The sequence below is a fragment of the Enterococcus sp. DIV1368d genome, from assembly GCF_050542975.1.
Lineage (GTDB): Bacteria > Bacillota > Bacilli > Lactobacillales > Enterococcaceae > Enterococcus_D > Enterococcus_D casseliflavus.
On record NZ_CP172939.1, the window covers coordinates 3,471,911 to 3,486,867 of the forward strand.

At 44.6% G+C, this 14,957-nt stretch carries 6 protein-coding genes; 3 read left to right on the plus strand and 3 right to left on the minus strand.

The genetic code is table 11. The features are described 5' to 3' along the window. Positions 1 to 25: 25 nt before the first annotated feature. Positions 26 to 1,405 carry an argininosuccinate lyase gene (gene argH / locus IGJ44_RS16415; RefSeq protein ID WP_167827256.1) on the plus strand — a complete coding sequence of 460 codons (1,380 nt, stop codon included), beginning with the start codon at positions 26 to 28 and terminating at the stop codon, positions 1,403 to 1,405. Positions 1,406 to 1,445: 40 nt separating this feature from the next. Here argH and IGJ44_RS16420 read toward each other — a convergent pair whose 3' ends face one another. Further along, positions 1,446 to 1,934, minus strand: a complete 489-nt coding sequence (locus IGJ44_RS16420) for a Dps family protein (protein WP_005230382.1) — start codon at positions 1,932 to 1,934, stop codon at positions 1,446 to 1,448. Between the two features lie 125 nt (positions 1,935 to 2,059). Between IGJ44_RS16420 and IGJ44_RS16425 the strand changes: the two genes are divergently transcribed. Further along, on the plus strand, positions 2,060 to 2,731 hold the full coding sequence (locus IGJ44_RS16425; RefSeq protein WP_074536293.1) for a prepilin peptidase: 672 nt from the start codon (positions 2,060 to 2,062) through the stop codon (positions 2,729 to 2,731). An 81-nt stretch (positions 2,732 to 2,812) separates the two neighbouring features. Here IGJ44_RS16425 and IGJ44_RS16430 read toward each other — a convergent pair whose 3' ends face one another. Next, positions 2,813 to 9,337, minus strand: coding sequence for a Spy0128 family protein (locus IGJ44_RS16430; RefSeq protein ID WP_167827257.1), 6,525 nt, complete (start codon positions 9,335 to 9,337; stop codon positions 2,813 to 2,815). Positions 9,338 to 9,632: 295 nt separating this feature from the next. Between IGJ44_RS16430 and IGJ44_RS16435 the strand changes: the two genes are divergently transcribed. Next, positions 9,633 to 11,051, plus strand: a complete 1,419-nt coding sequence (locus IGJ44_RS16435) for a helix-turn-helix domain-containing protein (RefSeq protein ID WP_074536295.1) — start codon at positions 9,633 to 9,635, stop codon at positions 11,049 to 11,051. 212 nt (positions 11,052 to 11,263) lie between these two features. On the opposite strand, the gene rpoC is transcribed toward IGJ44_RS16435, so the two are convergent. After that, positions 11,264 to 14,914 (minus strand): DNA-directed RNA polymerase subunit beta', encoded by a 3,651-nt coding sequence (gene rpoC, locus IGJ44_RS16440; RefSeq protein WP_034871965.1) that lies wholly within the window; start codon positions 14,912 to 14,914, stop codon positions 11,264 to 11,266. Positions 14,915 to 14,957 lie beyond the last annotated feature (43 nt).

A 14,957-nucleotide genomic window follows, 5' to 3' on the forward strand; every position in this document is an offset into this window, starting at 1 on the left:
CGTAATCTTTTTTTGAGGTGAGAATATGGCAAAATTATGGGGCGGACGTTTCGATGGGAAAAACGAAGCATGGATCGATGCTTTTGGGGCTTCCATCACGTTTGATCAAAAGTTAGCAAAGCAAGACATTCTTGGCAGTTTGGCACATGTCAAAATGCTAATCCATACGGGCATCATCAGTCAAACCGATGGCGAAGCGATCATTGGCGGCTTGACCACGATTCAGCAGCAATTAGCCGCTGGCGAATTGACCTTCACGATTGAAAATGAGGACATCCATTTAAACATCGAGACATTCTTGCATAAATTGATTGGACCAGTGGCAGGCAAATTGCATACTGCCCGTAGTCGTAATGACCAAGTGGCGACCGATATGCATTTGTATTTGAAAGAAGTCGTGCAAGACGTGATCACTTTGATCGCTGAGTTGCGAGAAGCGCTTGTTTTACAAGCCGAAGCCAACATCTACACCATCATGCCCGGTTATACCCATCTGCAGCATGCACAGCCGATTTCTTTTGCCCATCACCTCTTAGCCTATTACAGTATGCTGACGCGTGACCAGGAGCGTTTCAGTGAGAGTTTGAGCCGCATCGATGTGATGCCTTTAGGCAGTGCTGCTTTGGCAGGCACCACCTTCCCTATCGATCGTGCCTTCACCGCTCAAGAATTGGGGTTCAGCAATATTTACAGCAACAGCCTAGATGCGGTCAGCGATCGTGATTTTATCTTGGAATTTTTAAGCAACGCCTCTTTATTGATGATGCATCTGTCTCGTTTTTGTGAAGAGCTGATTCTTTGGTGCAGCCACGAATACCAATTCGTGGAACTGACCGATACCTTCTCCACCGGCAGCTCCATCATGCCTCAAAAGAAAAACCCTGACATGGCGGAGCTGATCCGTGGAAAAACAGGACGTGTCTATGGGAATCTCTTTGGTCTTTTGACGGTCATGAAGGGCTTGCCGCTGGCGTACAACAAAGATTTCCAAGAAGACAAAGAAGGCATGTTTGACAGTGCCGAAACCCTCACGAAAAGCTTGCAGATCATGACGGGCATGATCGCAACGATGAAGGTCAATCAAGCACGGATGCAAGAATCCACTGAAAAGGATTTTTCCAACGCAACAGAATTAGCAGATTACTTAGCTGGCAAAGGCGTGCCTTTCAGACAAGCACATGAGATTGTCGGCAAGCTCGTCAGCGAGTGCTTGACCAAAGGCATCTATCTGCAAGATGTTTCCTTGGAAGACTACCAAGCGATCCATCCTGCCATCGACAGCGATATTTTTGAAAAACTTGACTCCTATACCGCCGTCAAAAATCGTCATTCCTATGGCGGCACCGGTTTTAATCAAGTGGCACAGCAAATTGAAGCCGCCAAAGCATTATTGGTAGGCAAGTAAAAAAACCAGCGAAGAAAATTCTTCGCTGGTTTTTTGTTGATTAATGACGTACGCGAGATTTCGCTGGATCGATCAATGGCGCTTCGCCTAAGTGCGCTTGGATCATCCAAATACGTTTTTCGATGGCTGTTTTGAAGCCGATGAAGATATCTTGGGTTGGATCGTCGCCTTCTTCACCAGATACTTCGATCCCTTTTTGGTATAAGTCCGCTAAGTAACGGTAACCTTCCACCAATGTAGCTAAGCGTTCTGGAATCGTGCGGTCCCAGTTACCGACTTCATCAGGGATTTGAGTGTGTTCTGCCATTTCACGCAAAGTTGAATATGGTGAACCGTCTAATGTAATCAAGCGTTCAGAAACTTCATCCAATTGCTCATTTAAATCATCCATGAATTCGTCCATCATTGGATGCAATGTCAAAAAGCCAGGTCCACGCATGTACCAGTGTGTTTGGTGAACGACCATAGCCATTTGGCTTAAATCAGCAACAAGTTGGTTTAATACTTCTTTTGTTTGTTCAAATTTCATAACGATTCCTCCTCTAAATTATCTATTTTAAGGATAATACGAAACAAATAAAAAGTACAACAAAATCATCTATTTGAGAAAATTTCTCACTCTCTTACGTATTTCTTTATAAGGAGGATCGAAAAATGACGATTTTCGTGTTTTTTTTAGGCGCTTTACTCGGCTTCTTTTGGCTTTTGCTCTTGCAAACCCTGTTTTGGAATCCGCTAAAAAGTGATTCTCGTTCTCATTACCAGAAGGTGAACAAAGTTTCGGATAACCATTGGTTTTTTCTCCTTCCTACAAGATGGCTTTCACCCCTACTTTATTGGGCCTTCACCTGCTTGTGCTATGGCGGACTTTGTGGGGTTGCCTTTCATGATTCCGAAAGCTTCCTGGCTTTTGTCTGGCTGACCAGTGCCTTTTTACTCAGTTTGACCGACTTGATAGACTATAGCGTCTACCCGCAACTGCTGTACCCCGCCCACCTACTTCTCGCGCTAGCACAGCTTAGAAGCGGCGCTTCTTTTCAATGGCTGTCTTTAGGCTTGCTGGTTCCACTGGTCTTTTTTGTCTGGCAGGAAAAAATGGGCGGCGGCGATCTCTTAGTGCTGGCAGGTTGGAGCATTTGGCTAGCGCCAACGACCCTTTTGGCCCTCTTATTGGTAGCCAGTAGTCTTGGGCTCCTCGCTTTTCTTAGCTATCAAGGCATCTGGAAGAAACGATTGGCGCAGTTGCCCTTCGTCCCCTGCTTGAGTCTGGGTTTGCTGATTGTTCGCTTTCTAGCGTTTCATACTTTTGACGGTTTTTTTCTTTGAAGTGAAGAAAAACGGGACAGGAAAAAACGGGACAAGTTGGCCTCATCCCGCTTTCTCTTTCTGCTTTGTTGCTTCCCCTGCCTATGATAACGGCGTCCGTTTTTTGCGATCAAGGTAGATGCCTACTGCGATCACTACTAACAACAGTCCCAAGACGACCCAACCAGCGGTCGTAGTGTCATTGGTTTTCGGTAAGTTGTCAGTTCCCGGCTTCGGTGTTTTGCCTTCTTTGACATGGTTGTTGAATACCATCTCTGCCGTTTGTTCCGCTTCAGCTACTAATTTTCCTGCTTGTTCTTTGACGGTGACCGTTACTTGATAGGTGGTTTCATCATAGATGATCGTGGCGTCGTTGCCAGCTTTTTCACGAATCGTGTAACGATGTTCCCCAGCATCGTCATACGTCAATGCATCAAAGGTAATCGTTCCATTTGCGTCATTGCGTTGGGTTTGCAGAACCTTTCCAGCTTCATCCACTAATTCAAATGCGAATTCGTTGGCTTGCAAGTCTCTACCCGTCAAGACTTTCTCGGCACTTAGTACGACACTGCCTGCTTGTGGTTGGTAGCTGTTTTCAAAGACTTGATCGCCTTCGTATTCGGCAACTGCGGTCAACTGTCCATCTTCATCCGTCACGGTCACAACTACCGCCAGCTCTTTTGTATCGTAGGTGATGGTACCGTCAGTTCCTGTTTTCTCACGAATGGTGTAGTGATACTCACCTGCTTTGTCATATGCAAGAGCATCGAAACTGATTTGTCCGGTTGCGTCATTGGCTTTTGTTTGAAGTACGTTGCCTTCTTCATTGACTAGTTCAAAGGCGAATTCATTTGCTTGTAGTGTACGACCAGTTAAGACTTTCTCGGCATTCAATACGACACTACCAGCCTTTGGTTGATAGCTGTTTTCAAAGACTTGGTTGCCTTCGTATTCGGCAACTGCGGTCAACTGTCCATCTTCATCCGTCACGGTCACGACTACTGCAAGCTCTTTTGTATCGTACGTGATGGTACCGTCAGTTCCTGTTTTCTCACGAATGGTGTAGTGGTACTTACCTGTTTCTTCGTAAGGGAGCGCGTCAAAGTAGATCTTGCCAGTGGCATCATTGGCTTTTGTTTGAAGTACAGTTCCGTCTTCATCGACTAGTTCAAAATCGAATTCATTTGCTTGTAACGTACGACCAGTTAAGACTTTCTCGGCACTTAGCACGACACTGCCAACTTGCGGTTGGTAGCTGTTTTCAAAGACCTGGTTGCCTTCATATTCGGCAACTGCGGTCAACTGTCCGTCTTCATCCGTCACAGTAACGACTACCGCTAGTTCTCTCGTATCGTAAGTGATGGTGCCATCGTTTCCTGCTTGCTCACGGATGGTATAGCGGTATTCGCCAGCTTCCTCATAGGCGAGAGCGTCAAAGTAGATTTGTCCGGTTGCATCATTGGCTTTTGTTTGAAGTACAGTTCCGTCTTCATCCACTAGTTCAAAGGCAAATTCGTCTGCTTGTAACGTGCGGCCGATCAAGACTTTTTCGGCACTCAGTACGACACTGCCAGCTTTTGGTTGGTAGCTGTTTTCAAAGACTTGGTTGCCTTCGTATTCCGCCACTGCGGTCAACTGTCCGTCTTCATCAGTGACGGTTACAACTACCGCCAGTTCTTTTGCATCGTAAGTGATGGTGCCGTCAGTTCCTGTTTTCTCACGAATGGTGTAGTGATACTCACCGGCTTCCTCGTAAGGGAGCGCGTCAAAGTAGATCTTGCCAGTTGCATCATTGGCTTTTGTTTGAAGAACAGTTCCTTCTTCATCTACCAGTTCAAAGGCAAATTCGTCAGCTTGTAAGGTGCGTCCGGTCAATACTTTCTCGGCACTCAGTACGACACTACCAGCTTGTGGCGTATAGTCGTTTTCAAAGATCGCATTGCCATCATACGTTGCTTTTGCCACCAGTTGCCCGTCTTCATCGGTGACTTTCACGACAACGCCAATTTCTTTCATGTCATAGGTAATGGTACTATCTGCGTCAGCTTTTTCTCGAATCGTGTAGCGGTATTCGCCGATTTCGTCATACGTCAATTCATCGAAATAGATTTGGCCAGTTGCGTCATTGGTTTTCGTCTGTACTACATCGCCTGCTTCATCGACTAGTTCAAAGGCAAACTCGTTGGCTTTCAGTGTGCGGCCTGTCAATACTTTCTCAGCATTCAGCACCACACCGCCAGCTTTTGGCGTATAGTCATTTTCAAAGACTTGATTGCCTTCGTATTCCGCCACTGCAGTCAACTGTCCGTCTTCATCCGTCACGGTCACAACTACCGCAAGTTCTTTTGCATCGTAGGTGATGGTACCGTCAGTTCCTGCTTTCTCACGGATGGTGTAGCGGTATTCACCTGCTTTATCATATGCAAGAGCATCGAAACTGATTTGTCCGGTTGCATCATTGGCTTTTGTTTGAAGAACGTTCCCTTCTTCATCCACTAGTTCAAAATCGAATTCATTTGCTTGTAGCGTACGACCAGTTAAGACTTTCTCGGCACTTAGTACGACACTGCCAGCTTGTGGTTGGTAGCTGTTTTCAAAAACTTGATCGCCTTCGTATTCGGCAACTGCGGTCAACTGTCCGTCTTCATCCGTCACGGTCACAACTACTGCAAGTTCTTTTGTATCGTAGGTGATGGTGCTGTCAGTTCCTGCTTTCTCACGGATGGTGTAACGGTATTCACCTGCTTTATCGTAAGGAAGAGCGTCAAAGTAGATCTTGCCCGTGGCATCATTGGCTTTTGTCTGAAGCACAGTTCCTGCTTCATCAACTAGTTCAAAGTCAAATTCTTCTGCCTGCAAGCTTCGACCCGTCAAAATTTTCTCAGCATTCAAAACGACACTGCCAGCTTTTGGTGTATAGTCATTTTCAAAGACTTGATTGCCTTCATAGACTGCTGTCGCAATCAACTGGCTGTCTTCTTCCGTGACGGTCACAGTTACCTTTAGTTCTTTGTCAGTATAGGTGATGGTTGGATCATCGCCGGCTTTTTCCCGAATCGTGTAATGGTACTCGCCGGGCTCATTGTAAGTGATGTCGTCAAAGGTGACTTGTCCGTTACCGTCATTGGTTTGGGTTAGAATCACAGAGCCAGCTTCATCCACCAGGTAGAAAGTAAATTCGCCGTCTTTCAGCTCGCGTCCATGAAGCAGCTTCTGGACATTCAAAGCATGGGTCGTTTCTTTGATTTCTCGCTTGTTGGCTAGCTCAAAGACATAATTGACTTCTTTATCAGAGATAGTGAAGGTGTACTGAGTCGCATCTCGTTCGTATCCTTCTGGTGCGGTGATTTCTTGGATCATATAATCGCCGTAACGCAGATTGTCGATCCGATCAATGGCGTTGCCGTTTTCCATGATCTGATTGTTTTTGACCACCAGATTCGACAAGATGACTTCATAGGCATTTTGCGCATTTTTGCGGCTTAATTGGAAAACTGCTTCTTCATCGATCCCTCGTTCTTTGGTGCCATCGGCATCGTATTTCACGATCGTCAAGGAGCCGTTCGTCCCAGAAGAGGTTCCGCTGCCGTCTGTCGATTTGATGGTGATTTCTTTGGTCACTGTGTGAATCTCGATCTCACTACCCGTTAAATTGACACTATTGGCCACCCGTTCATTGTTCAAAATCCCAGGATCAAGCTGTGTTTGATAAACGATAAAGTACGGTTTATCAATCATTTCTTCAAAAGCGATCACTAACGATTGCGTACCTGCTACCACATCCGAGGTGATTTTCGGATTGTCTTCGTTGATGAAGGTGACTTTTTCCCCTTTTTCCCAAGTGCCATTGTTTAAGACCGCTTCATACACATCTACGATCACGTTATCGTTGGCATCGCGTAAAAAGGTGTGCTGATTGTAGTTGATGGTATCGGTGACCACCGCATTGTGGATTTTGCGACTGTCAGCGTTGATCATGATTTCCCAATCGATCAACCGATTGTTGTCGGCATTCTGGCTACCATTTTTCATCAACCAATCCGTTTTCGCAGACTTGTCGACTTGGCCATCGGCAGTCAACGTTGTGTCATTGTCCGTCAATGTAATAGTATTTTTGTAGGTAAATACTTCTTCCGCTGCTTCCGTTGCCAAGAAGACCGCCAGTGTTTCTGACGTTTCTTTCAGCAAGGTGATCGTAACTGTCTTCGAGTCAGGGTCATAAGTGTAACTGTAATCCTCGTTTAGCACCAATTGCTCTTTCAGCGCTCTGACTTGCGTCGTATACCCAGTTACTGTGACCGTATAAAGCGCCAAGTCTTTTAAGGTTTGGCCTTCTTGCAGCTGGTCCGTGATGGTTGCATCTTTGTTGATTTTTTCTTTGTACGTATTGAATAGCCCCATCCAATAGACTTGATCGCTAGAGGCGGTCTGCTCATCAAAAATAGTTCCTAAGTTCCGACCTAATACGGCAGTAATCGCTTTGGCGACATCTTCCCCTTCACCAATAAATAGGCCGTATTTCAAGGCATTTTTTAACCAGTTGGTATCCATCCAAGTATTGGATTCAGAGGCTTCCGTGAACGTATTGCCGGCTTCATCTTTATAATGGACAAACGCTGCATTACTAAAACGACTGCTAGAACTTCCTAATGCGATCTGCTGTGAAACATCGAAGCTAGTTTTGAAATTAACCGTGATCGTTGCCGAGGTCGTTTGGTACGCCCCTTGCAGCTTGATCCGAAAACCAGTCTCAAGTTCCTTCGTTGAGCCATCGGCTAGTGTTTTCGTTTCTGTGATTAGCTCTAGCGTATAATCGGTATTGAGCTCTAAAGGCACAGTCACGCCGCTGGCTGTCACTACTAGCGTATCCGCCAATAAAGCTAACGCACTACTGTTTGCGCCAGAGATCAATTGATAGCGGTCTTCTATAATCAGGTCGCTAACTTTTTGCTGATTGGTATTGGCATCAATTTTCCATGCGACAGTCTTCGTTTCATAGTCTTTGGTGCCAGCTGTCTTCACGACACCGATCGTTTTGGTTGGCGTCACTGTCCCACTGCCCGTCAATGAGGTATTTTGATTGTCGCGGATCGAAGCGTAGTTGTAAATACGAGTATCAGCTAGAACAGATTCATACAACTGGGTATCGTATTGGATCTTGTAGTAACCAGCTTTGGCAAACGTGATGCCAAAGCGGACGATTTCCCCCTCTTTATCCAGCTGGTACGTCCCATCAAAGGACCAATCTTCTGCTGGGATCGAGTTACCATCTTTGTCCGTGATCACCAAAGTCTCTGGAACAAAAAAGTGTAGGGCTTTTTCAGGATCCGTTCCTGAATAGGTCTGATCCAAAACTCTGGCTTGGTCTTTGTCCAATGTGACGGAAATTTCCCATGATGCTCGTTTCGTTTCTTGATCATAGCCTTTGAACCGTTTGTATTCCGATTGCTCATCGTAAGTAACCGTTGCTTCTGCAGTTTTTTCTGTAAAATCGCTACCGTTGATTGTTGCCGTGTTTTTGAAAGAAGAAGCCGTTGGATCGGTGACTGCACTATTGATCACGATTCGAACCGGTTGATTAACCGTTTGATTGAAGGTAAACGTGTTGTTAACACTGTTAAACGTATATAAGCCATCAGTACGAATCCATTCATCGGTGGATTCATCGTACAAGTAGCCTGTCGAGGTACTATAAGCTAATCCTTGTGGCATCTTATCGGTGATCACAACATCATGCAATTCACGACTGGCTTGGTTAAAAATAATTTCCCAAACCACTGAACCGCTGGAAGTCACGTTCCCCGTCTTAATGATATCGACCTCATAAATAGGTAATGTAATGATGATCTCATGGCCATCTTCATCGTAAATCCCGGTAGGAATGGTCACTTCCTCAGTAACGGTGCTTACACTTAATTCAGTGATCAGATCAATAGTCCCTGAGCGGTTGGAAAGTGTTTGTGCTGCCTCATTAAAAGTAACGGTCAATGTACCATCGAGTGCTAAGGTAAAGCTTCCGATCGATTGTCCGCCAGAACGAGTCAATTCACCACTGACGGTGTTATGAATGGCAAAATAATTCGGCAATTGATACGTATAATAATCACCAGCACGAATTTCTTCCGTATCTGCTAACGACCAGTCAAAATGAATTTTGATATTGTCATTATACATCGGTGGATTTTCGGCAGTGAAAGGCTGATCGTTTAAGTCAGTGATTCGGACATTGTCAAAAAGCTGCACGCCCCGTTCATTCAGGTTGGCACTAAGATTTTCAGCGGTAGCAGAAGCTTCCGTTTCCGTCTCAGCATCTGGTGCTCGGGGTTGAATGCTGTTTTGATTCAGTGTCGAAGATGCTTGGGTTGCTTGACTTTCACTAGGAACGGTTGCTTGTTCTTCTTCTGCTTGACTCGTTGCTGACTGAACTGCTCCCGCTGTCGATGAATCCGTAGGTGCTTTTTCCGTATCGATCGTTCCGGTCACAGGTTCGCTACTTTCTAACGTTTCGGTCGTTCTTTCGGTGCTTTCGGTTGCGTTGATTGCTTCTGCCAGTATGATCGTTGGTTCACAAAAAATGGAGCCAAGCAAGACTAGCAAACATATATAGATAGAAAATTGTTTTTTCATAATTGTTCATTCCTTTTTTATTTAAATTTTTTCAATTGATCTCGGAAACGCTCGACGAATAACATTGTTCAACAGTGAGCAAGATATCCCAACAAACAACTGCTTTTTGCCTCCTCCCCATGATTCAAAAATTTTGGTCTTTGCTACTTGTATCAAACGTATTACTACTATTCCACACTTCTATTTTCCCAAAATTTTGGGGTGGGATGTATTCAAAAAAAATACAACACGCAATTTTTTTGAATACATGTAAAAACGTGATACTATTTACTTAAAAGGGGGCTCAGGGGCAATCATGTTACGGAAATTGTTATCATCTACGACACAAAAGAAACTACAGCTGATTGAGTATTTATTAGACGATCAGGGAACGAGTCTTCACGATTTGGCAGTAAAATTTTCCATTTCAATGTCTGCAGCAAAAACCTATATCGCGGAAATCGACAATGAATTTTCGTTTCTGGACTTACAATTTGACGATTATTCAGCTGTTCGCCTCCACTTGCATCCCTTTGCTACTCGGCTAGACGTATACAGCCAGTTTTTGACACGCTCTTCTGCATTTCAATTATTGGAACTACTCTTCTCATCGAGTTTCACTAGTTATGACATGCTGGCACTAGAATTAAATTTAAGCAAGTCATCGATCATTCGTTTGATCAAGAGGATCAATTTGGTTCTGGCACCGTATGATTTCTTCATCGCAACCAAACCCATCCAGTTAAAAGGAAATGAAAACAATATTCGCCAATTTTTTCTGATTTTCTTCTTAGAGAAGTACCAGTATGAATTTGTGGATGCCAACATTAACCAAGAGCAGGATTTCTTGAAGATCGCCCGTATCATGGCGGCTGCGACACCCTTAAAACTTTATTTTTCCGACATCAAAAAAATTGCCTTTGTAATCTATATCAACACGAAGCGCGATCGCTTATACGCTTCCAATCCCAATGGGAACCACATCGAATATTTCTTAGAAAAAATCGATTTAAGCGAATTTACTGGCTACAGTCGTGCTTACGTCGAGAAAATGGTCGGCTATATCACAACCCATATCGGTCAAGACCCCGCTGTATTTCGCGAGACCAAACAAGAGTTTTATCAAATGACCAAGCGTATATTTAAAAAATACAACTATCATGAAGCCAATTTTGAAGAGAAGTTGGATGCCGTCGTCTTTTCCTATTTTCTTGGAATCAACTTGCAGGTTCCTTACTGCATCTTGGATGATCGCTTTGCTCGTTTTGTTGATAATTGTGATTTGGTCCAACAGGCAGTTAATCGAGACATCGTTCACCTTTTGACCCATTCAAATTTACCGATCATTCGACCAAGTACGATCAATTACCTGATTTATATTTTCCATATATCTTTCCCAAATTTCGCTAAAGAAATCATCGATGCCAATGCTGGCTTTCGCTTAGCTTTGTTTTATGATACGAATAGTTATCATACGGAATTTATCCAAACGAAAATCCAACAGTTTATTCCTTATCAGCTAACCATCACGATTTTAAATCCTCTGGACTCGTTTTCTCTGACCAGACTGGACGAGACTTATGATTTGATCATCGGCAATCTGACCCCCTCCTGCAAAAAAAATCTGTTTCATTATGCAGACATCAATCTGACTTCGAATGACTTGGCTTTTATTGCGCAGCAGATTCAGGAAAAAGGGATTCGGATGCTGCAAGAACGGCAAGAGGAAAACTAATAAACCAAAAAAATCACCTTCGAAAGAGTTGAATGACGTACGCCAAAGAACAATTTGAACGCATGTCGGGATTCATCATACTTTCGAAGGTGATTTCTTTTGCACATATGACCTAACAACATGAATTTCTATAATATAAACAAAAAAAGCTTGCCATTCCGAAGAATGACAAGCTTTTCCGTCACACTGAGTCAATCAGGTGCTGGCATTGATTAGTTTTGGCTGTTCAATGCGTCTTCAGCAGCCATTTGTGCTTCGATGTCTGAGATGCTGTAGACATTTTCGCTGGCAACTGTTACTTCTTTTGGTTCCATTTCACGGTAACGAGGCATACCAGTACCAGCTGGGATGATCTTACCGATGATAACATTTTCTTTCAATCCAAGAAGTGGATCTTTCTTGCCGCGGATCGCTGCATCGGTCAACACACGAGTGGTTTCTTGGAAGGACGCAGCAGATAAGAAGCTGTTGGTTTCCAAGGATGCTTTCGTGATCCCTAATAGGACTGGACGGCTAGTTGCAGGAACGCCGCCGGCTACCAATGTGTCGTAGTTGCGGTCTTTAAAGTCGGCGATATCCAACAATGTTCCTGGCAAGATGCCTGAATCACCTGGATCCATGACGCGGACTTTACGCAGCATTTGACGAACCATTACTTCGATATGTTTGTCGCCGATTTCTACCCCTTGCATCCGGTAAACGCGTTGAACTTCCCGTAATAGGTAGTTTTCAACAGACAAGACATCGCGAACTTGTAACAGTTGTTTTGGATCGATCGATCCTTCCGTCAATGGCGCACCACGATGGATAAAGTCGCCTTCTGCTACTTTCATCCGGGCAGTATAAGGAACGGTATACGTACGCGTATCGGTTTCCCCTTTGATGGTCACTTCTTTGGTCCGAGTTGAAGGGTCTTCTGAGATATCGATGACTTCTCCGGTAACTTCGGTAATGACCGCTTGTCCTTTCGGATTACGGGCTTCAAAGATTTCTTGGACACGAGGGAGACCTTGCGTGATATCGTCTCCGGCAACCCCGCCGGTATGGAAGGTACGCATGGTCAACTGAGTACCAGGTTCACCGATTGATTGGGCAGCGATGGTACCGACTGCTTCCCCAACTTCAACTTCAGAACCAGTGGCTAAGTTGCGGCCATAACAATGTTTACATACACCATGTTTGGTGTTACATGTAAAGACAGAGCGAATGGATACTGTTTCGATACCAGCGTCCACGATGGCTTTAGCTAAATCTTCAGTGATCAATTCATTGACCCCTAGAAGGACTTCGCCAGTTTCAGGATGGATCACTGATTTACGTGTGTAACGTCCAATCAAACGTTCTTCTAAGGATTCGATGATCTCGTTTCCTTCGCGAATTGCTTGAATGTCTAAACCACGGTCAGTACCACAATCGTCTTCACGGATGATGACATCTTGGGCAACGTCAACTAAACGACGTGTCAAGTAACCGGAATCGGCTGTTTTCAAGGCGGTATCGGTCATCCCTTTACGGGCACCATGGGTCGAGATAAACATTTCCAAGACAGATAGACCTTCACGGAAGTTTGAGATGATCGGCAATTCCATGATTCGTCCGTTAGGCGCGGCCATCAATCCACGCATACCAGCAAGCTGAGTAAAGTTGGAGATGTTACCACGGGCACCGGAATCAGACATCATGAAGATTGGGTTTTTCGCTTCCAATGATTCCATCAGTTTTAACTGGATTTCATCTTTGGCTGCATTCCAAACACCAATAACTCGTTCATAACGCTCGTCATCGGTAATCAATCCACGACGGAATTGTTTCGTGATCGTTTCAACTTGTTTGTGGGCATTGTCGATGATTTCATGTTTTTCGTGCAAGTTCATGATATCAGCGATACCAACGGTGATACCTGCCATTGTTGAATGGCTGTATCCTAAGTCTTTCATGCGGTCAAGCATGCGTGACGTTTCAGTGATGCGGAAACGTTTGAAGACTTCTGAAATGATGTTTCCTAAGTTTTTCTTCTTGAATGGGCCAACAAGCTCTTGTTCTTTGATGAAGGCAGGCACATCTGTACCAGCTTCAATAAAGTACTTATCTGGTGTTTGAACCGTCAAGTTGTAGTCTGTCGGTTCGTTCAAGAATGGGAATTCTGGTGGCATGATCGAGTTAAAGATCACTTTACCCACCGTTGTTACCATCAAGCGTTGTTTTTGCTCAGACGTGAATGGTTTGTCCCCTAAAGTGTTTGGATTGATGGCGATCCGTGTGTGTAAATGCACGTAGCCATTGCGCCATGCCGTAACTGCTTCGTCCATGTCACGGAAGATCATGCCTTCCCCTTCACGGCCTTCTTCTTCCATCGTCAAGTAGTAGTTCCCTAGGACCATATCCTGAGATGGTGTTACAACTGGTTTTCCGTCTTTTGGATTCAAAATGTTTTGGGCTGCTAACATCAGCATACGTGCTTCTGCTTGCGCTTCTTCGTTCAATGGTACGTGAACGGCCATTTGGTCTCCATCGAAATCGGCATTGTAGGCTTCACAAACAAGTGGGTGCAAACGAATGGCACGGCCTTCAACTAAGACTGGTTCAAATGCTTGGATACCTAATCTGTGAAGCGTAGGTGCCCGGTTCAATAGCACTGGATGTTCTCTGATAACATCTTCTAAGACATCCCAAACTTCGTCTTCTTGACGTTCGATTTTGCGTTTGGCATTTTTGATGTTTGACGCGATTTCACGAGAAACAAGTTCCCGCATCACGAATGGTTTGAATAATTCGATCGCCATTTCTTTTGGCAGACCACATTGGTACATTTTAAGGAATGGACCAACGACGATAACTGAACGACCTGAGTAGTCGACCCGTTTTCCTAGCAAGTTTTGACGGAAACGACCTTGTTTCCCTTTCAACATGTGAGAAAGAGATTTCAATGGGCGGTTCCCTGGCCCTGCAACTGGACGGCCGCGACGACCGTTATCGATCAAGGCATCGACTGCTTCTTGCAGCATCCGTTTTTCATTTTGAACGATGATGTTTGGTGCATTCAAGTCTAACAAGCGTTTCAAACGGTTGTTACGGTTGATTACACGACGATACAAGTCGTTCAAGTCACTTGTGGCAAAACGTCCACCTTCTAATTGCACCATTGGACGCAAATCAGGCGGGATAACTGGGATAACGTCCATGACCATCCAGCTTGGTTTGTTTCCTGAAGCACGGAATGCTTCTAAGATGTCCAAACGGCGGATCGCACGGGTCCGTTTTTGACCAGTTGCGTTTTTCAATTCTTCTTTTAATTCAGCAACTTCGCCTTCAAGATCAACGCCATCTAATAATTGTTTGATGGCTTCGGCACCCATCGCTGCTGAAAATTCTTGACCGTATTGGTCACGTTTTTCACGGTATTCCCGTTCAGTCAATAGTTGTTTTTTCTCAAGGCTGGTGTTTCCTGGTTCAATCACTACGTAAGAAGCAAAGTAGATGATTTCTTCCAATGCACGTGGGCTCATGTCTAAAACAAGACCCATCCGTGAAGGAATGCCTTTGAAGTACCAAATGTGTGATACTGGTGCTGCTAGTTCAATGTGTCCCATGCGTTCACGACGCACTTTTGAACGTGTTACTTCCACGCCGCAACGGTCACAAACGATGCCTTTATAGCGGATCCGTTTGTATTTGCCGCAAGCACATTCCCAGTCTTTGGTTGGACCGAAAATACGCTCGTCAAACAACCCTTCGCGTTCAGGTTTTAACGTACGGTAGTTAATGGTTTCTGGTTTTTTTACTTCACCATAAGACCAGCTTCTGATTTTTTCAGGAGAAGCCAAACCGATTTGCATACTTTCGAATTTATTTACATCGATCAAAAAAGGTTCCCTCCATTTCATTTCATGGACATATCCGATAGAA

Bases quoted from the DNA above. Each gene is read 5' to 3' on its own strand.
- argH (WP_167827256.1), top strand. From the start codon at position 26: ATGGCAAAATTATGGGGCGGACGTTTCGATGGGAAAAACGAAGCATGG.
- IGJ44_RS16420 (WP_005230382.1), bottom strand. From the start codon at position 1,934: ATGAAATTTGAACAAACAAAAGAAGTATTAAACCAACTTGTTGCTGAT.
- IGJ44_RS16425 (WP_074536293.1), top strand. From the start codon at position 2,060: ATGACGATTTTCGTGTTTTTTTTAGGCGCTTTACTCGGCTTCTTTTGG.
- IGJ44_RS16430 (WP_167827257.1), bottom strand. From the start codon at position 9,337: ATGAAAAAACAATTTTCTATCTATATATGTTTGCTAGTCTTGCTTGGC.
- IGJ44_RS16435 (WP_074536295.1), top strand. From the start codon at position 9,633: ATGTTACGGAAATTGTTATCATCTACGACACAAAAGAAACTACAGCTG.